This window comes from Kitasatospora sp. NPDC001261, assembly GCF_042896795.1.
GTDB lineage: Bacteria > Actinomycetota > Actinomycetes > Streptomycetales > Streptomycetaceae > Kitasatospora.
On sequence record NZ_JBIAXP010000023.1, the window covers coordinates 1 to 18,170 of the forward strand.

The 18,170-nt window shown below is 73.6% G+C and carries 15 protein-coding genes; 9 read left to right on the forward strand and 6 right to left on the reverse strand.

Annotation, left to right across the window (positions count from 1 at the left end; genetic code table 11):
* The first annotated feature begins 588 nt into the window (after nucleotides 1-588).
* Nucleotides 589-1,083, forward strand: coding sequence for a hypothetical protein (locus ACFY4B_RS28265; RefSeq protein WP_049661190.1), 495 nt, complete (start codon nucleotides 589-591; stop codon nucleotides 1,081-1,083).
* A 47-nt stretch (nucleotides 1,084-1,130) separates the two neighbouring features.
* On the opposite strand, the gene ACFY4B_RS28270 is transcribed toward ACFY4B_RS28265, so the two are convergent.
* A complete protein-coding gene (locus tag ACFY4B_RS28270) occupies nucleotides 1,131-2,573 on the reverse strand; it encodes a BTAD domain-containing putative transcriptional regulator (protein ID WP_387972590.1) in 1,443 nt (480 codons plus the stop codon).
* A gap of 154 nt (nucleotides 2,574-2,727) precedes the next feature.
* Here ACFY4B_RS28270 and ACFY4B_RS28275 point away from each other — a divergent pair, with 154 nt between their 5' ends.
* From ACFY4B_RS28275 to ACFY4B_RS28295, 5 genes are all read left to right on the forward strand, one after another.
* The gene (locus ACFY4B_RS28275; RefSeq protein ID WP_387972593.1) at nucleotides 2,728-5,661 is read left to right on the forward strand and encodes a BTAD domain-containing putative transcriptional regulator; all 2,934 of its coding nucleotides are present in this window, start codon (nucleotides 2,728-2,730) and stop codon (nucleotides 5,659-5,661) included.
* 133 nt (nucleotides 5,662-5,794) lie between these two features.
* On the forward strand, nucleotides 5,795-6,703 hold the full coding sequence (locus tag ACFY4B_RS28280; RefSeq protein ID WP_053112315.1) for a CAP domain-containing protein: 909 nt from the start codon (nucleotides 5,795-5,797) through the stop codon (nucleotides 6,701-6,703).
* Between the two features lie 42 nt (nucleotides 6,704-6,745).
* Complete coding sequence (locus tag ACFY4B_RS28285) at nucleotides 6,746-7,615, forward strand: peptidoglycan-binding protein (RefSeq protein ID WP_387972596.1); 870 nt, start codon at nucleotides 6,746-6,748, stop codon at nucleotides 7,613-7,615.
* 35 nt (nucleotides 7,616-7,650) lie between these two features.
* On the forward strand, nucleotides 7,651-8,217 hold the full coding sequence (locus tag ACFY4B_RS28290) for an RICIN domain-containing protein (RefSeq protein WP_074005532.1): 567 nt from the start codon (nucleotides 7,651-7,653) through the stop codon (nucleotides 8,215-8,217).
* A 280-nt stretch (nucleotides 8,218-8,497) separates the two neighbouring features.
* A complete protein-coding gene (locus tag ACFY4B_RS28295) occupies nucleotides 8,498-9,205 on the forward strand; it encodes a hypothetical protein (protein ID WP_387972599.1) in 708 nt (235 codons plus the stop codon).
* 53 nt (nucleotides 9,206-9,258) lie between these two features.
* Here ACFY4B_RS28295 and ACFY4B_RS28300 read toward each other — a convergent pair whose 3' ends face one another.
* A complete protein-coding gene (locus ACFY4B_RS28300) occupies nucleotides 9,259-9,924 on the reverse strand; it encodes a TetR/AcrR family transcriptional regulator (protein ID WP_387972601.1) in 666 nt (221 codons plus the stop codon).
* 325 nt (nucleotides 9,925-10,249) lie between these two features.
* On the opposite strand from ACFY4B_RS28300, the gene ACFY4B_RS28305 reads away from it, so the two are divergent.
* The 3 genes from ACFY4B_RS28305 (at nucleotide 10,250) to ACFY4B_RS28315 (ending at nucleotide 12,904) form a co-directional block, all read left to right on the forward strand.
* Nucleotides 10,250-10,708 carry a DUF6542 domain-containing protein gene (locus tag ACFY4B_RS28305; protein ID WP_049656675.1) on the forward strand — a complete coding sequence of 153 codons (459 nt, stop codon included), beginning with the start codon at nucleotides 10,250-10,252 and terminating at the stop codon, nucleotides 10,706-10,708.
* Nucleotides 10,701-12,335 carry an LCP family protein gene (locus tag ACFY4B_RS28310; protein WP_375876364.1) on the forward strand — a complete coding sequence of 545 codons (1,635 nt, stop codon included), beginning with the start codon at nucleotides 10,701-10,703 and terminating at the stop codon, nucleotides 12,333-12,335. Before ACFY4B_RS28305 ends, ACFY4B_RS28310 begins: the two co-directional genes overlap by 8 nt.
* A gap of 179 nt (nucleotides 12,336-12,514) precedes the next feature.
* The gene (locus ACFY4B_RS28315; RefSeq protein WP_387972604.1) at nucleotides 12,515-12,904 is read left to right on the forward strand and encodes a VOC family protein; all 390 of its coding nucleotides are present in this window, start codon (nucleotides 12,515-12,517) and stop codon (nucleotides 12,902-12,904) included.
* A gap of 74 nt (nucleotides 12,905-12,978) precedes the next feature.
* Here the strand turns inward: ACFY4B_RS28315 and ACFY4B_RS28320 are convergent, their stop codons facing one another.
* From ACFY4B_RS28320 to ACFY4B_RS28335, 4 genes are all read right to left on the reverse strand, one after another.
* Nucleotides 12,979-14,034 carry a 2-oxoacid:ferredoxin oxidoreductase subunit beta gene (locus ACFY4B_RS28320; RefSeq protein WP_387830350.1) on the reverse strand — a complete coding sequence of 352 codons (1,056 nt, stop codon included), beginning with the start codon at nucleotides 14,032-14,034 and terminating at the stop codon, nucleotides 12,979-12,981.
* Nucleotides 14,031-16,028 carry a 2-oxoacid:acceptor oxidoreductase subunit alpha gene (locus ACFY4B_RS28325; RefSeq protein ID WP_049652544.1) on the reverse strand — a complete coding sequence of 666 codons (1,998 nt, stop codon included), beginning with the start codon at nucleotides 16,026-16,028 and terminating at the stop codon, nucleotides 14,031-14,033. The genes ACFY4B_RS28320 and ACFY4B_RS28325 overlap by 4 nt, the downstream gene beginning before the upstream one ends.
* A 277-nt stretch (nucleotides 16,029-16,305) precedes the next feature.
* Entirely contained in the window at nucleotides 16,306-16,968 is a 663-nt protein-coding gene (locus ACFY4B_RS28330) for a response regulator transcription factor (protein WP_049652547.1), read from the reverse strand.
* Between the two features lie 148 nt (nucleotides 16,969-17,116).
* Nucleotides 17,117-18,127: a polyprenyl synthetase family protein gene (locus ACFY4B_RS28335; protein ID WP_049652569.1), complete on the reverse strand. Its 1,011-nt coding sequence runs from the start codon at nucleotides 18,125-18,127 to the stop codon at nucleotides 17,117-17,119.
* Between the last annotated feature and the right edge of the window lie 43 nt (nucleotides 18,128-18,170).

Sequence of the window (18,170 nt, forward strand, 5' to 3'; positions counted from 1 at the left end):
ATCTGGCGTTGACTTTTGGCACGCTGTTGAGTTCTCAAGGAACGGACGCTTCCTTCGGACCGCCTTCCAGCGGACCCTCCGGGCTTCGTTCTTTCGTGTTTCCAGCTTATCAGATGTTTTCCGCTCCGTTTCCGGGGCTTCGTTCATCCAACTCGCCGGTGTCTTCCGGGGTTTGACGCCCTGTCCGACGTTTCAAACTCTAGCCGATCCCCGCTCCGAAAAGCGAATCCGACCGCAACCCAATAAACATGCACACCGAATGCGCACCAGGCCGCGACGCGAAAACGACGAAGCGACCCGGCCCGAACCGGGAAGTGGTGTTTCAGAGGATTGGCCACCCCGGGACCGTCCGCGCGGCTGCGTGTCCGGTGCTCCCTGTCAGGCGACTAGGAGACACTACTCCCACTCCGGGCCCAAGCCAAATGCCCCTGGTCCCGCCGTGGGCCCCGGCCCGCCGGCCCGGCCCCCGGACCCCGTTAAACGGCGGCGTTCATCGTTTGTCTACCGCCTTCCGCCAAGGTCGTGCCACACCGCGCCCCGAGGACCTGGCGGGCGCGAACGCACGAGAGAACCACGAGGCACGGGTACATGAAGACGACGAAGACCCTCCGACAGATCGCCCTGGCCACCGCCACCACCGCGCTCGCCCTGGCCGGGACCGTGGCGTCGACCGGTACCGCGGAGGCCGCGATCGAGCGGGCCGTCGACCACGTCTCCATCTGGGACGACGAGCCGCTCTACCAGGGCTGGTACATCGAGTCCGGCTCCACCCGGATGATCATGCAGCCCGACGGCAACTTCGTCGTCTACCAGTACGGGACCCAGGTCAAGATGGCCAGCGGCACCGTCGGCTGCGGCTACAAGGCCGTCATGCAGGTCGACGGCAACTTCGTCGTCTACTCCGCCAACGGCGCCGCCTGCTGGTCGTCCGGCACCTACGGCCACCCGCACGCCAAGCTGACCGTCACCGCCAGCGGCACCTCCGGCGTCTACTGGGGCGGCAACGACATCCCGCGCATCCCCCACTCCTCCAACCCCGGCCCCGTCCCCGGCGCAGTCCTCTTCTCCTCCGACCTCTACTGAACCGGCCCCGGTCACCGAGAAGGCCAGGGTCGCCGGGAGAGCCGGCGTTACTGGGCCCGCCCCGGCCCGTCGGCCCGCAGGGCGAGCCACCGCACCAGGTCGGCCACCGACCACTGCGGCCGGGAGGCGAGCCGCTCCGCCGCCGTGCGCAGCAGGACCGGCAGGTGGCCGCAGAGCGCGGCCACCTCGGCCACCGCCTCCGGCTCCCGCCGGACCCGGTCCGCGCCGGCGATCCGGGCCAGCAGTTCATAGGCGTCGTGCGGCTCCAGCGGTCCCACCGCGAGCCGTACGGCGCCGTCGGGCAGGGTGCCCGGTTCGGCGCCCGCCACCACCGCCGCGCAGCCGGGCACCGACGGCAGCAGTACGCCCGGCTCGGCCACCCCGTCCAGCAGGACCAGCACCCGGCGCCCGGCGAGCAGCCCTCGGTAGCGCGCGCCGAGCTCCTCGACGTCCGCGCCCGCCGCCGGCCGGTCCCCCAGCGCCCGCAGGAAGCCGGCGAGCACCACACCGGCCCCGCCGCCGCCCGCGTACAGCCGACCGTCCGGGAAGGCGTCCTGGACGGTGTGCGCCACGTGCACCGCCAGCGCCGACGCGCCGCAGCCCGCCGGACCGGACAGCCCCAGGACCGGCGCCCCGGCCGCCCGCAGCACCCGCTCCGCCTCCCGCACCTGTGCCGCCCGCCCGACCAGGTCCGGGATGTCCGGCGGCAGCTGGCTCGGCCTCGGCAGCCGCCGCAGCAGCACCGGGGCCTCGCCGCGCCGGATCTGCCCGGCCAGCTCGACCAGTGCCGGGGCGGGTTCGAGACCGAGCTCCCCGTCCAGCCGCTCACGCAGCGCCTCGTACCCCGCCAGCGCCTCCGCCGTCCGGCCGCAGCGGTGCAGCGCCAGCAGGTGCAGCCGGTGCACCTCCTCGTCCTGGGGGTGCGAGGCGGCCAGCCCGGCCAGCGGCTCCAGCGCCTCGGCGTGCCGGCCGAGCGACAGGTCCAGGTCGAGCAGGGTCTTCACCGCCGCGAACCGCCCGGCCGCCAGCCGCTCCCGGACCCGCTCGGCGAACGCCCCGGGCACCCCGTCCAGCGCCCGGTGCCCCTCCCAGGCGCCCAGCGCCCGCGCCAGCGACTCGCGCGCCCGCAGGGGATCCTGGTGACGCAGCGCGACGGCCTCCGCCACCTCGGCCTCGTAACGGAAGAGGTCCACCGCCGTGCGCGGCGCCTCCAGCCGGTAGCCGCCCGCCGCCCCGACCAGCAGCCCGGGCTCGCCCAGGGCCCGCCGCAGACGGTGGACGTGGGTGCCGATCTGCCCGACCGGATCCTTCGGCCAGCGGGTTTCGTCCGCCCCCCACAGGTCCTCGACCAGCCGATCCGTGGACACCAGCTGCCCCGGCGGGACCAGCAGGGCCGCGAGCACGGCCCGCTGCTGCGGTCGGCCGAGGTCGAGCTCACGACCGTCGCGTCGGGCCCGCAGCGGCCCCAGCAGGCTGAAAACGAGCCCCACGGCCCACCCCTCGAAGCCCTCGATCCCGGTGCACAACCTGTGCACGATCCGGTGCACAATCTGTGACAGAGCATAGGCCGCCGGGGTATGGGGGCCCACCGTCCGGACGGAACTGGCGGGATCCCGGCGCAGGACGACTTTCGGGGACGGGTAGATGGGTGACATGGGGGGTTCCGGGCTGCGGTTCGGACTGCTGGGACCGCTGCGGGCCTGGTACGGGGAGCTGGAACTGGAGTTGGGCCGACCGCAGCAGCGGGCCGTGCTCGCCGTGCTGCTGGCCGCCGCCGGGCGCACGGTGTCGGTCCCGGTGCTGGTCGAGGGGGTGTGGGGCGGGGCCGCGCCGGCCGACCCGCGCAAGGCCGTCCAGCTCGCCGTCTCCCGGCTGCGCACCGCGTTCCGGCCGTACGCCGGGGACGACCCGGACCGGATGCCGCTGGTGCGCGTCGGCGACGGCTACGCGTTCAGGGCGCCCGGCAGCGAGGTGGACGCCGCCGCCTGGGAGGCCCTGCTGGCCGAGGCCGAGCGGCTGCGCGAGGCGGGCGCACCACCGCGGGAGGTGCGGGAGGTGCTGCGCCGCGCCCACCGGCTCTGGGTCGGCGAGGCGCTGGCCGGACTGCCCGGGCCGCACGCCGAGGCCGTCCGCACCCGCCTCACCGAACAGCGGGTCTCGGCCAAGGAGACGGAACTGGAGCTGGACGCCGACCTCGGCGACCGCACCGACCTCACCGCGGCGATCGCCGCCCTCGCCCTGGAGCACCCCGGCCGCCCCCGGCTCACCACCGTCCTGATGCGCGCCCTCTACCAGGCCGGGCGCAAGGCCGAGGCGCTCGCCGTGTACGAGGACGCCCGCGCCTCGCTCCCGCCCGGCGAGGACGCCCCCGCCGAGCTCCAGCTGCGGATCCTGCGCGAGGACGCCGCCCTGCTGCCCGCCGGCGCCGCCCAGGCCGGGCCCGCCGCCGACGCCCCCGGCGCCGCCGACACCTGGCGGGCGCCCGACCAGCTGCCGTCCGGCCTGCCCGACTTCACCGGCCGCACCGAGGAGGTCGAGGCCCTCACCGACCGCCTCGCCGGCGCCGGCGGACGGGCCGTCGTGGTCTCCGCCCTGGACGGCATGGGCGGCGTCGGCAAGACCACCCTCGCCGTGCACGTGGCCCGCCGGACCCGCGACCGCTTCCCCGACGGGCAGCTCTTCGCCGACCTGCGCGGCGCCGACCGCACCCCGCCCGACCCCGGCACGGTGCTCGCCGGCTTCCTGCGGGACCTCGGCGTCGCCCCCGGCGAGATCCCCCCGGACACCGGGGAGCGCAGCGCGCTCTACCGCTCGGCCCTGGCCGGGCGGCGCGTCCTGGTCGTCCTCGACAACGCGGCCACCCCCGGCCACGTCGAACCCCTGCTGCCCGGCTCGCCCGGCTGCGCCGTCCTCGTCACCAGCCGCCACCGGCTGACCGGCCTCGCCGGAGCCCACCAGCTGCGCCTGGACACCCTGCCGCCCGGGCAGGCGCTGGAACTGCTCACCCGGATCGTCGGCGCCGACCGCGTCGCCGCCGAGCCCGGGGCCGCCGAGGAGGTCGTCCGGGCCTGCGGGCTGCTGCCGCTCGCCGTCCGCATCGTCGCCTCCCGGCTCGCCGCCGACCCCGCACTCACCCTGGCCACCCTCGCCGAGGGCCTGCGCCGGGAGCACCGGCTGGCCGAACTCAGCGACGGCGAACGGACGGTGGAGGCCAGCTTCGCGCTCTCCTACCACCGCCTCGACGTCGAACTGGCCCGCGCCTTCCGGCTGCTCGCCCTGCCCGACGCCCCCGACATCCCGCTGCCCTGCGCCGCCGTCCTGCTCGACCGCACCGAGGCCGAGACCGACGAACTCCTCGAAACCCTCGTCGACCTCAACCTCCTGCAGTCCCCCCGCTTCGGCCGGTACGGCTACCACGACCTGGTCCGCGCCTACGCCCGCGGCCGGCTCGCCGCCGAGGACGGCCCCGCCGAACGCACCGCGGCCACCGGACGGCTGCTCGACTTCTGCCTCGCCACCGCCCGCAACGCCGACGTCGCCGCCCGCAAGCCCGACCCGGTCGAACTCAGCCTGCTCGACGTGCCGGTGCCCCACCCCGGCCGGCCCGTCGCCGACGGCACGGAGGCCGTGCGCTGGATGCGCGAGCAGGCCGAGGTGCACGCCGCCGTCATCGCCCTGAGCTGCGCCGACCCGGCCCTGCCGCTCGACCGCGCCGTCGAACTCGCCGACCGGATGGGCGCGGTGCTCGCCGAACGCACCCAGACCACCGTCATCGCCGACCTCGCCGAACGCCTGGCCGGCGAGGCCGAGGCACGCGGCGACCACGGCCCGCTCGCCCTCGCCCGGTACGTGCGCGGCAGCATGCTCTGGCACGTCAACCGCTACGCCGAGTCCGTGGAGGAGATCCGCCGGGCCGTCGAGGTCTGCACCACCACCGGCACCGACCGGGTGCTCGCCAAGGCCCTGCTCACCCTCGGCGGCAACGCCCGCGTGCACGGCCGCTACGCCGAGGCCGCCGAACACGCCGGCCGGGCCGCCGGGCTGTTCCACCGCCTGGGGGCCGGACGTTCCGAGGGCAGCGCGCTCGGCGAGTTCGCCTTCAGCTGCGCCCAGACCGGCCGGCTCGACGAGGCCCGGGAGGCCGCCGAGCGCAGCGCCCGTCTGATGCGCGACTCGGGGCCGGTCTCCGCCGCGATCGGCCGCTACTACCTCGCCCGGGTGCTGCGGCTGTGCGGCGACCCGGAGGCGGCGCTCGACCACGCGGTCGGCGCCCGCGACGAGTTCACCGCCCTCCAGGTCACCGTCTTCGCCGCCGCGTCCGGCGACCTCGCCGCCCGCGTCCACGCCGAGGCCGGCCGCTGGCTGCTCGCCGTCGACGCGGCCGAGGCGGTCCTCCCGCTCGCCCGGCGCACCAGCCCCGCCCTGGAGGGCGCCCTGCTGCGCACCCTCGGCACCGCGCTCACCGGCCTCGGCCGCCCGAGCCAGGCCCGGGCCTGTCTGACGGACTCCCTGGAGGTGTACGAGCGGCTGGGGCTCACCGAGGAATCGGCGCAGGTCAGGGCCCTTCTGGCGCGGTAGACACGGCATCAACGGCGGCACCGGCCACGCGTGTTGACCGGCCGTCTACCGCCGTGCAGGAACGTCTCTCCCGTCAGGCCCCGGGCCGCAGCGGATGCGGCCCGGGGCGACATCACAGACGAGAGGCGCCACCATGCCCACGCTCCCGCAGCACGGCCAGACCTGGACGATCAAGTCCGCCAACGGAACCGTCGCCGACGTCCGTTCCAGCCAGACCGCCGCCGGCACCGCCGTCCAGTCCTGGGGCTCCAACGGCACCACCGCCCAGGGCTGGACCTTCTGGGCCAAGGAGAACGGCAGCTTCCTCCTGGAGACCCAGCTCACCACCGGCAAGCACGTCGGCGGCCAGGCCATGGTCATGGACTTCAACTACTCCACCGGCCAGGCCTGGCTGTACAACGAGCACAACCAGCCCAACCAGCACTGGTGCTTCGAGCCCCTCGACAACGACTGGGTCCGCGTCCGCACCACCCGCACCAACGAGGGCATGCTCTACCTCACCGCGGCCGCCCCCGGCTCGCCGCTCACCCTCTCCAGGCAGGACGACGGCAACCCGGCGCAGCGCTGGCAGCTCGTCCCGGCCGGGGGCATCAGCAGCGGCGGCGGCCAGCAGCAGCCCCAGCCCCAGCCGCAGCCCCAGCCCGGCGGTGGCGGCGGCGGTGACTTCCGCTCCGAGATGCTGAACGCCGTCAACGCCGAGCGCGGCCGGGTCGGCGCCCCGCCGGTGCGCCTGGACGACCGCCTCAGCGCGGCCGCCCAGCGCCACGCCAACGACATGGCCTCGCACGACCTCACCCAGCACAACGGCACCGACGGCAGCTCCCCCTGGGACCGCATCGCGGCCGCCGGCTTCGTCTCCCGCTCCTCCGCCGAGAACGTCACCCCGAGCAACAGCGTGCCGGAGGCGATGCAGATGTGGATGAACAGCCCGGGCCACCGCGTGAACATCCTCAACCCCGACTACAACTACATCGGCATCGGCTACGCGCCCCGCCAGCGCGGCAACTGGGGCCGCTACGTGCAGACCTTCGGCAAGGCCTGAGACCCCGACCGGCACCCTTCCACGAACAAGGAGTCCACACCCATGTCCTCGAACGCGGCGGACCTGATCCGCATCGCCCGAGACGAGGTCGGCTACCACGAGGGTCGCAGCGGCGGGCACTGGAACAACATCCAGAAGTTCTCCCCCGCCGTCGCCGGCCTGGAGTGGTCCCAGGGCGAGGCCTGGTGCGCCACCTTCGTCTCCTGGTGCGCCGAGCAGTCCGGCAACGCCGGGCGCTTCCCGGTGACCGCCTCCTGCGCGGAGGGCGTCGCCTGGTTCAAGGAGCGCGACCGCTTCACCGAGTACCCGGTGATCGGCGGCCAGGTCTTCTTCGGGCCCGGCGGCGGCAGCCACACCGGCATCTGCATCGCCTACACCAGCTCCACCATCACCACCGTCGAGGGCAACACCAACGACGGCGGCAGCGCCGAGGGCGACGGCGTCTACCTCAAGACCCGTGAGCGCCGCTCGGACTGGGTCTACGGCTACGGCATCCCGGACTTCGCCGAGGGCGCGGTCCTCGCCGACCCGGAGTGGAAGGACCGGCCCGGGGCGCTCTACTTCGGGCAGGAGGCCTCCGCGGAGGACAGCCCCGACGGCGGGACCCCGTCCGGCGGCGGCGCTCCGGCGAGCGGCGGCGGTGACGGCGGCGACGGCGGCGACGGCTACGAGCCCTTCCCCGGCGCCGACTTCTTCCACGACGGCCAGAACAGCGACGTCATCACCCGGATGGGCGAGCGCCTCGTCGCCGAGGGCTGCTCCGCCTACGCCGAGGGCCCCGGCCCCGAGTGGTCCGACGCGGACCGCGAGTCCTTCCGCAACTGGCAGCACAAGCTCGGCGACTCGGGCGCGGACGCCGACGGCGTCCCCGGCCCCAAGCAGTGGGCCGCGCTCGCGGTCCCGCGCGGCTGAGCCGGCCCGCCCACCACACCAGAAGGAGAGACCCGATGAGAACCACCACCCGTACCCGCAGGCTCCTCGCCTCGCTCGGGGCCGTCACTGCCGTCGCGGGGGCGGTCGTGGCCGGCGCGCCGGCGGCGCAGGCGGCACAGGCCGGCGCCTGCGACCTGTCGCCGTCCGTGGGAGCCTTCGCGGCCGTGAACAACGGCTCCGGCGCCGGCGCGCTCGACCTCTTCCACAACGTCGAGGCCAACGGTCAGCCGATCATCGTCTGGCCGGCCAACCAGTCGCCCGCGCAGACCTGGTCGTTCTGGAAGTACTGCGACGGCACCACGGCGATCGCGCACGGGCAGGGCAAGGTGATCGACCTCGACACCGGTTCGGGCGCCGTCCACCTCTGGGACACCCCCGGCGGACTGGACGGCCTCAACCGGCCGGCCGGCGACTGGATGCCCGCCAACCAGAAGTGGCGGCTGACCGACGAGGACCACGGCTGGTACCTGGTCCGCAACGCGGCCACCGGGCAGTGCCTCACCTCCAACGGCGGCGGCCAGGCCACCGGGGTGGCCTCCTGCGACCCCGCCGCCCCGGCCCAGCGCTGGCTGCTCGGCTGACGAACCACCGGGCCCGGTCCGCTCTCCAGGCCGAGCGGACCGGGCCCGGTCTCCTCCGGGTGCCCCACGGCCCCCCGCGCCGACGCCGGTCGGCCCCTCGCCGGCCCCCGTCCGGGCGGCTGATCACGACTCGGCATCCCTTGTCACGGTGGCGCGAGGGACTCGTCACGACCGTGTCAAGGACGCGTCGAAGCCATGGCCCCGCTCGTTCGCGCTGCGCTATGAACGTCCCTCAGGAGGACCACCGGCACCGGGGGTCCGCTACCACGGGGGACATCACGTGAAGCCCATCCGCAGCAGTCGTCGCGCCCTGGCCCTGGCCTCACTGGCCGCGGTCGGCGCGCTCACCCTGACCGCCTGCAACGACGACGCCTCGTCGTCCGACACCGCCAAGACCCCGCCGGCGACCGGTGCGCCCGCCACCCAGGCCGCCTCGCCGAGCACCGCGGCCACCACCCCGGCCGCCTCCGGTTCGGCCTCCGTCCCGGCGGGCGGCGCCGGGTCCGGTTCGGCCACCGCACCCGCGCCGGCCGGCAGCGCCCCGGCGGCCGGGACCACGCTGAAGCTCGGCGACGCCGCCACCGTCCCGTTCAGCTCGGGCAGCACCAAGGGCGCCATCGCGCTCGCGGTCACCTCGATCGAGAAGGGCGACCCGGCCGACCTCGCCCCGCTCAACCTGGGCGACAAGGCCAAGGGCCTGGTGCCGTACTACATCCACTACAAGGTCACCAACGCCGGCGGCACCGACCTGTCCTACACCAGCGTCAGCCACATGAAGGGCCTGCTGGCGGACGGCAGCGAGGCGCAGGAGCTGATGGTCATCGGCTCCTTCGCCAAGTGCAAGAGCGAGTCGCTGCCCAAGGGCTTCACCAACGGCCAGTCCGCCACCTCCTGCGCGGTGGCGATGTCCCCGGAGGCCTCCAAGGTCGCGGGAGCCGAGTACTGGGGCGAGCCGTACACCCTCGGCAAGGGCCTCAACTGGAAGTGATCCGCGGGTGGTCCGGGCGGGGGCGGCGGCCGGCCGCTCCCGCCCGGGCGGGCTCAGCCCCGTGCCGCCGAGGACGCCTCCGCCGCCTCCGCCGCGCCGTGGATCCGCAGGAAGGCGTCCACGCCGGCCGTCGCGATCCGCTCGACCTCCTCGTCCGCCACCGGGAGCGCGCCCCAGAAGGAGCGCTCGGCGACGCCGTGGAAGGTCAGCAGGGTGAACTGCTCGGCGGCCAGGGCGGCGTCCTCGACCGCGAGCAGCCCGCGCCCGGCGAGCGCCTCGACGTGCTGCGCGAGCGCGCGCTGGGAGGCGACCGGGCCGGCCTCCAGCCAGGCCTCCAGGACGTCCGCCGGGATGTTGGCCACCTCGGCCCGGATCGCCCGGCCGAGCGCCCCGTGCTCCCCGGCCGACAGCACGGCGCGGGCCCGCTCGACGGCGAAGTCGATCAGGTCCCGGCGCAGGTCCACCACCCGGCCGAGGTACGTCGCCATCAACCCGTCGATGCGTTCGGTCAGTTCCGCCGAGGTCCGCAGGGCCACCGACAGGAAGAGGGTCTCCTTGTCGCCGAAGTGGTTGTAGACCGTCCGCTTGGACACCCCGGCCTCGGCCGCGATCGCGTCCATGCTGGCCCGGACGTACCCCTCGCGGCCGAACACCACCGTCGCGGCCCGGGTGATCGCCTCGCGCTTCTCCGGCCGTCCCGCTCCGCCCGTCGTCGCCACGGCCCTCTCCTCTTCCGTCGGCGCACCGGCCGACCCTCTCAGAAACTGCCCGGTGTAGTTTATCCAGGCCACGGAAGACCCGGACGTCCCGCCGAACGGACGTGCTCTATGCTGCGTACGACTTCTACACCCGTGTAGAAGACATTGGGAAGCGCCTCCCCCGATCACGGGTGGCCGGACCCCCGCACGGGAACCGGCCGACCGGCAACCGGCGTCCGGAACTGGCAGCGCCACGAACAGAGTTCCGGACCGACGAAACCGACGGACGGCACGCGGCGCAGGCGCCACCATGGCGCGCGGAACACGGGAACACCGGGGTGAGGGCGTGGCGGGGCAGCGAGGACGGTCGGCCGACCAGCGGACGCGCCGACGGGCGGCGGACAAACCGGCCGGGCACATACGCCCGCTACCCGGAGGCCCCGCGCTGCCGGCGGCCCTCGCCCTCGGACTACCGCTGGCCGGCGCCGCGGTCGACGAGCTCTCCGGCCCCGGCATGGGCCTGGTCTTCGCCGTGGCCGCGGTGCTCGGCACCGGCCTGGCGGCGGCACTGAGCAGCCGCAACGGCTGGTGGTGGGTGCTCGCCACCTCGCCGCTGGTGGTCCTGGGCGTGACGGCCGTCGTCGAGTTCACCGCCCACCGCGACCGGTACCAGGGCAAGGGCCTGGCCACCGGCGCCGCGAAGTGGGTGGTGCACGGCTTTCCCGTGATGGCCGAGGCCGCGGCCGCGGCCGTCATCGTGATCGCGGTCCGGCTGGTCCGGGCGAGGAGGAGGCAGCATGGCTGACAACCCCGGGACCGACGGCGGCGCCGAGGCCCGCCGCCCCCGCCGCCCCTCACCCGCCCTGGTCGCGGGCCGGGTGGTGGCCTGCACCGTCGGCCTGGCGGTGTTCGCCGCCAGCGGGGTGGTCTGGTACGAGTACAAGCAGCTCACCGACGGGATGACCACCTCCGGCGTCATCGCCGAGACCAAGAAGGACGCCCCCAAGCACCTCGACAACTCGGTCAACCTGCTGCTGATCGGCCTGGACAGCCGCAAGAACATGGACGGCACGGACCTCCCGCCCGAGTTCGTCCAGGACGAGCTGCACGCCGGCCACAGCTCCGACATCGGCGGCTACAACACCAACTCGCTGATCCTGCTGCACATCCCGGCGAACGGCGGCAAGGTGCAGGCCGTCTCGATACCCCGCGACGACTACGTGATGACCTACGACGCCAACGGCTCCCAGATGGGCATGGCCAAGATCAAGGAGGCCTACGGCGCGGCCAAGGACAAGGCCGACGCCGGTCTGCGCGCCAAGGGCCTCAAGGGCGCCGACCTGGAGAAGGCCGGCCGGGACATCGGCCGCGCGGCCACCATCCGCACCGTGCAGAAGTTCCTCGACCAGCCCATCGACCACATCGCCGAGGTCAACCTGATGGGCTTCTACGACATCGCCAAGGCCCTCCAGCCGATCGAGGTCTGCCTCACCCACGACACCAAGGACCCGGCCATCGAGGGCCAGGGCTCCGGGGCCGACTTCCACAAGGGCGTCAACAAGCTCAACGCCTCCCAGGCGCTCTCCTTCGTCCGCCAGCGCCACAACCTCGACGGCCCGGACGGCAACACCGGCGACTTCGCCCGCACCCACCGCCAGCAGGCCTTCATCTCCTCGGTGGTGCACAACCTCAAGCAGAAGGGCGTCATCGGCGACCTCGGCAAGATGCAGGAGCTGATGGGGGTGATGCAGAAGGACCTGGTGATCGACAACGAGTGGAACGTGCTCGACTTCGCCCAGCAGGCCCCCAACCTCACCGGCGGCAACGTCGAGTTCAACACCCTGACCTTCGACGGGTTCGGCACCAAGAACGGCCAGGACGTCAACCTGGTGACCCCGGCGAAGGTCCAGAAGGTGGTCAAGCAGCTCTTCGGCTACGCCGACGCCGCCCCCGCGCCGGCCGACCCGGCCGCCGCCTCCGGCGCGCCCGCCACCCAGGCCCCCGCCGCCCCGCCGGCCGCCACCACGCCCCCGGCCGCCGCCGGGCCGGTCACCGTGGACGTCTTCAACGCCTCCTCCGCGGCCGGGGTCACCTCCGCCGAGGAGGCCAAGGCACTGGCCGGCCTGGGCTTCAAGGAGGGCCGCACCGGCTCGGCCGCCACCCGGCCGAAGACCACCACCGTCACCTACGGCAAGGGCGCCAAGGAGGCCGCCGAGCAGGTCGCGGCCCGCTACGGCGTGACCGCCACCGCGTCCGCCGCCACCGCCGCCGACCACGTCGTCGTCACCCTCGGCACCGGCTTCACCGGCGTCGCCGCCGACAAGCCCGCCGCCCCCGCCGGCGGCGCCCCGACCGACCCGGCCGCCAACCTGCCGATGCAGGGCCCGGCCGTCGACGCCCAGTCCGACGGCGGCATCCCCTGCGTCTACTGACGCGCGCCGCACCGGCCTCGCCGACCTCCTGAGGGAGGCTCCCCCGCCCGGGGAGCCTCCCTCCGTCGTTTCCGGCCCCGTCCCGGATTCCGCGGAGACCCCTGGCGCAATTCTCCGTACTATGTATAGTGTACTGCGTACGGGATAACCGTGCGATGCCGACGAGAGGGTTCTCCGCCTTGCAGATCACCACGACCGCCGTCTCCCTGACCGTCGAGGACGTCACCACCTCCGCCGCCTTCCTCCAGCGGCACTTCGGCTACACCGAGCAGATGTCGGCCGACGGCTTCGTCTCGCTCGCGCACCCGGGCGGCGGGGTCAATGTCGTCTACCTGCGGCGCGGCCTCGAAGTCCTCCCCGAGGACCAGCGCCACCGGATCGCGGACGGCGTGATCCTGGCGTTCGTCGTCGAGGACATCGCCGCCGAGGAGCGGCGGCTGCGCGAGGAGGGGGTCGTGATCACCCTGCCGCTGCGCGAGGAGCCGTGGGGCGAGAAGCTCTTCCAGGTCGTCGACCCGAACGGGGTGGTCGTCGAACTGGTCGAGTGGGCCGAGCGGCAGGAGCGGTAGGAGCGGGCGACGACGACGCCCCCTGTCCCGGTCGGGACAGGGGGCGTCGCTCGCTCCGACGGACGGTCGGACGGTCAGTCCACCGTCCAGGTGTCGTGGCCGGCGAGCAGCGTGGCCAGGTCGCCCGGGCCGCGCCCGTCGGTGGCGGTGGCCAGCTGGCTCGCCATCAGCTCGTCGTAGACCGGCCGTTCGACGCTGCGCAGCACGCCGATCGGCGTGTGGTGCAGGGTGTCCGCGTCGGCGATCCGGGAGAGCGCGAAGGCGGTGGCGGGGCTGGCCGCGTGCGCGTCGTGGACCAGGACGTCCGCCTCGTTGTCCGCCGTGACCGGGGCGGTGAACAGCTCGCCGTCCGGGCCCCGGAAGACGCCGTTCGCCAGGTCCGCGCCGAAGCGGGCGGCCTTCCCGTGCTCCAGCCGGATCAGCGCCTCGTCCCGGCTGCCCGGGTCCTTCAGCACCTCGAAGGCGCCGTCGTTGAAGATGTTGCAGTTCTGGTAGATCTCCACCAGCGCCGTGCCCTGGTGCTCGGCGGCCGCCCGCAGCACCGACTGGAGGTGCTGGCGGTCCGAGTCGATGGTGCGCGCGACGAAGGTGGCCTCGGCGCCGATCGCCAGCGACAGCGGGTTGAACGGCGCGTCCAGCGAGCCCATCGGGGTGGACTTGGTGATCTTGCCGAGCTCGCTGGTGGGCGAGTACTGGCCCTTGGTGAGGCCGTAGATACGGTTGTTGAACAACAGGATCTTCAAATTGACGTTCCGCCGCAGGGCGTGGATCAGGTGGTTGCCGCCGATCGACAGCGCGTCGCCGTCACCCGTCACCACCCAGACGCTCAGGTCCTGGCGCGAGGTGGCCAGCCCGGTCGCGATCGCCGGCGCCCGGCCGTGGATCGAGTGCACCCCGTAGGTGTTCATGTAGTACGGGAAACGCGAGGAGCAGCCGATGCCGGAGACGAACACCGTGTTCTCGCGCCTGATGCCCAGCTCCGGCATGAAGGACTGCACCGCCGCCAGGATCGCGTAGTCCCCGCAGCCCGGGCACCAGCGCACCTCCTGGTCGGTCTTGAAGTCCCGGGCGCTCTGCGGGCCTTCGGCCTTGGGCACCAGTCGCAGGGACGGGAAGCCGCTCTCGCTCATCGGTTGTCCTCCTCGTCCAGGGTGCCGATCGCGGCCCACAGCACGTCCGCCAACTGGGCCGCCTTGAAGGGCAGTCCGCGCACCTGGTTGTAGGACTCGGCGTCCACCAGGTACTTCGCCCGCAGCAGCAGGGCCAGCTGCCCCAGGTTCATCTCGGGAACGATGATCTTCTCGTAACTCCGCAGCACCGAGCCCAGGTTGGCCGGGAACGGGTTGAGGTTGCGCAGGTGCGCCTGGGCGACCTCGCCGCCGTCCGCGCGCACCCGGCGCACCGCGGCGGTGATCGGCCCGTACGTCGAGCCCCAGCCGAGCACCAGCACCCGGGCGTCGCCGCTCGGGTCGTCCACCTCGACCGGCTTCACCGTGATGCCGTCGACCTTGGCCTGCCGGGTGCGGACCATGAAGTCGTGGTTGGCCGGGTCGTAGGAGATGTTGCCGGTGCCGTCCTGCTTCTCGATGCCGCCGATCCGGTGCTCCAGGCCGGGCGTACCGGGCAGCGCCCAGGGCCTGGCCAGGGTCCGCGGATCGCGCAGGTACGGCCAGAAGGCGCCGTCCTCGCGGTTCGGGCCGGTGGCGAACTCCGGGTCGATCTCCGGCAGTTCGTCGACCTCGGGGATCCGCCAGGGCTCCGATCCGTTGGCCAGGTAGCCGTCCGAGAGCAGGAACACCGGGGTGCGGTAGGTGACCGCGATCCGGGCCGCCTCCAGCGCCGCGTCGAAGCACTCCGCGGGCGTGGCCGGGGCGACGATCGGCACCGGCGCCTCGCCGTTGCGCCCGAACATCGCCTGCAGCAGGTCCGCCTGCTCGGTCTTGGTCGGCAGGCCGGTGGACGGGCCGCCGCGCTGGATGTCCACGACCAGCAGCGGCAGTTCGAGCGAGACGGCCAGGCCGATCGTCTCGGACTTCAGCGCGACACCAGGCCCGGAGGTGGTGGTCACCCCGAGCGCCCCGCCGAAGGCGGCGCCGAGCGCCGCGCCGACACCGGCGATCTCGTCCTCCGCCTGGAAGGTGCGCACCCCGAAGTCCTTGTGCCGGCTCAGCTCGTGCAGGATGTCCGAGGCCGGGGTGATCGGGTACGAGCCCAGGTACAGCGGGAGGCCGGAGCGCCGCGAGGCGGCGATCAGCCCGTAGGACAGCGCCAGGTTGCCGGAGATGTTGCGGTAGCGCCCGGCCGGGAGCCTGGCCGGCGGCACCTCGTAGGAGACGGCGAAGGACTCGGTGGTCTCGCCGAAGTTCCAGCCCGCCCGGAAGGCGGTGATGTTCGCCTCGGCGATCTGCGGCTTCTTGGCGAACTTGGTGCGCAGGAACGACTCCGTCCCGTGCGTGGGCCGGTGGTACATCCAGGACAGCAGGCCCAGGGCGAACATGTTCTTCGCCCGCTCGGCGTCCTTGCGGGCCAGGCCGCTGTCCTTGAGCGCCTCCAGGGTCAGCGTGGTCAGCGGCACCTTGTGCAGGTGGAAGCCGTCCAGCGAGCCGTCGCCCAGCGGGTCCGCCGGGTAACCGACCTTGGCCAGCGCCCGCTTGGTGAACTCGTCGGTGTTGACGATGATCTCGGCACCGCGCGGCAGGTCCGGCACGTTCGCCTTCAGCGCGGCCGGGTTCATCGCGACCAGCACGTTCGGGGCGTCGCCCGGGGTCAGGATGTCGTGGTCCGCGAAGTGCAGTTGGAAGGACGAGACGCCCGGCAGGGTGCCGGCGGGCGCCCGGATCTCGGCCGGGAAGTTCGGCAGCGTGGACAGGTCGTTGCCGAAGGACGCCGTCTCCGAGGTGAAACGGTCACCGGTCAGCTGCATGCCGTCACCGGAGTCGCCGGCGAAGCGAATGATCACCCGATCGAGTCTGCGGATGGGCTTGCCCGGCTTCACCGGAGGGCCGCCCGGGCCGGGCGGTCCGGCGGACGCGTCCGCACCCGCGTGCGCGTCTCCGCTCCCGGCGCGGGCCTCGTCGCCGTCCGGGCCGTCCACTGCCTCTGACTGATCGACCTGACTGGTCACTGCCGCGGACCTCCTCGTGGGCGCACCACCGCGGGCGCGGCCCCGTGCCCCGTCCGCCTGGTGCACCTCTCGCATCCTATGCGGGCCGACCCGACGGCGACCGGAAGCACGGCAGTTATTTCACCGGCCCGCGGCTGCACCGCACATGAACGTCAACGCCCGCCCGCCGGAGATCATTCCGGCTCGGACGGGCGGGCGCGAGCACCTCACGGGCGCATGGCCGAGATGCGCTCCCGGGGGCGCGCCCCGGGCGCCGGGGCGACGGAACCGGAGGGCGTCAGGAGTTGAGGTAGGTGAGCACGGCCAGCACCCGGCGGTGGTCCTCGGCGCTCTGAGCCAGTCCCAGCTTGAGGAAGATGTTGCTGACGTGCTTCTCCACCGCGCCGTCGGAGACCACCAGCTGCTTGGCCACCGCGGCGTTGGTGCGGCCCTCCGCCATCAGCCCGAGCACCTCGCGCTCGCGCGGCGTGAGATTGGCCAGAACGTCGCCCTTGCGGCTGCGGCTGAGGAGCTGCTGCACCACCTCCGGGTCCAGCGCGGTGCCGCCCTCGGCGACCCGGACCACCGCGTCGGCGAACTCGCGCACCTCGGCGACCCGGTCCTTCAGCAGGTACCCCACGCCCCGGGTCGAGCCGGCCAGCAGCTCCGAGGCGTAGCGCTCCTCCACGAACTGCGACAGCACCAGCACACCCAGCTGCGGGTACCGGGCGCGCAGTTCCACACAGGCGCGCAGGCCCTCGTCGGTGTGGTTCGGGGGCATCCGCACGTCGGAGACCACGACGTCCGGCAGGGCGTCGGCGGCCGCCAGGTCGTGGATGGTCTTCACCAGGGCGTCTCCGTCACCGACCCCGGCGACGACCTCCAGGCCGCGATCGGTGAGCAGCCGGGTCAGTCCCTCCCTGAGCAGTACGGAGTCCTCGGCGATGACGACGCGACGCATAACGACCTTCCGGGCAGGCGTGTGCTGACGGAAGTCAGTCTCCCCCATCCCGGGGCGGGCGGAGGGTCCGGGACGGGCCACCTCTCGGCCCGGCCCGGACGGCTCCCGGCGGTCCCGCCCGGAGCGGGGTCCTACCCGGAGCGGGGCCTCACATCGTGCGGATCGCCACCGCGTCGCAGAGGCCCTCCAGGGCGGCCTTCGCGGCGCAGTCCGGCAGCGGCGCGAGCAACGCCCGGGCCTCCTCGGCCCGGCGCAGGGTCTCGGCGCGGGCGCGCTCCAGCGCGGGGTGGGCCCGCAGCAGGCGCAGCGCCTCCGCGTGCAGGTCGTCGTCGGAGAGGTCCTGGTCGAGCAGTTCGCGCAGCCGGGCGTCGTCCGGGTCGGCCGGGTCGGCGGGCATCTGCTGCAGCAGCAGGGTCGGCAGGGTCGGCACGCCCTCGCGCAGGTCGGTGCCGGGGGTCTTGCCGGACTCGTGGCCGTCGCTGGCGATGTCGAGCACGTCGTCGGCCAGCTGGAAGGCGATGCCGATCCGCTCGCCGAACTCGCCGAGGGTGTCCACCAGCTCGCGCTCGGCACCGGCCATCAGCGCTCCTATCCGGCAGGAGACGGCGATCAGCGAGCCGGTCTTGCCCTCCAGGACGTCCAGGTAGTGCAGCAGCGGGTCCATGTCCTGGCCCGGGCCGCGGGTCTCCAGGATCTGGCCGGTGACCAGCCGCTCGAAGGCCTCGGCCTGCATCCGCACGGCCTCCGGGCCGAGGTCGGAGAGCACCTGGGAGGCGCGGGAGAACAGGAAGTCGCCGGTGAGGATGGCGACCGAGTTGTCCCAGCGGGAGTTGGCGCTCGGGGCGCCCCGGCGCACCGGCGCCTCGTCCATGACGTCGTCGTGGTAGAGCGTGGCCAGGTGGGTCAGTTCGACCACCACGGCGGCGGGCACCACGCCGGGCGCCCCCGGGTCGCCGAACTGGGCGGCCAGCAGCAGGAGCAGCGGGCGGAAACGCTTGCCGCCGGCCTCGAGGAGGTGACTGGCGGTGACGGTGATGAAGGGGACGTCGCTCTTGACGGCCTCACCGAGCGCCGCCTCCACAGCGTCCAGTCCGGCCTGGACGTCCCGGGTCAGGTCGCGGTCCTGCACGCTGAGCCCGAAGGGTTCCACGACGGTCACGAAGACCACTCCTCTGTCCCTGGTCGATCTAGCGGCCTGGTCC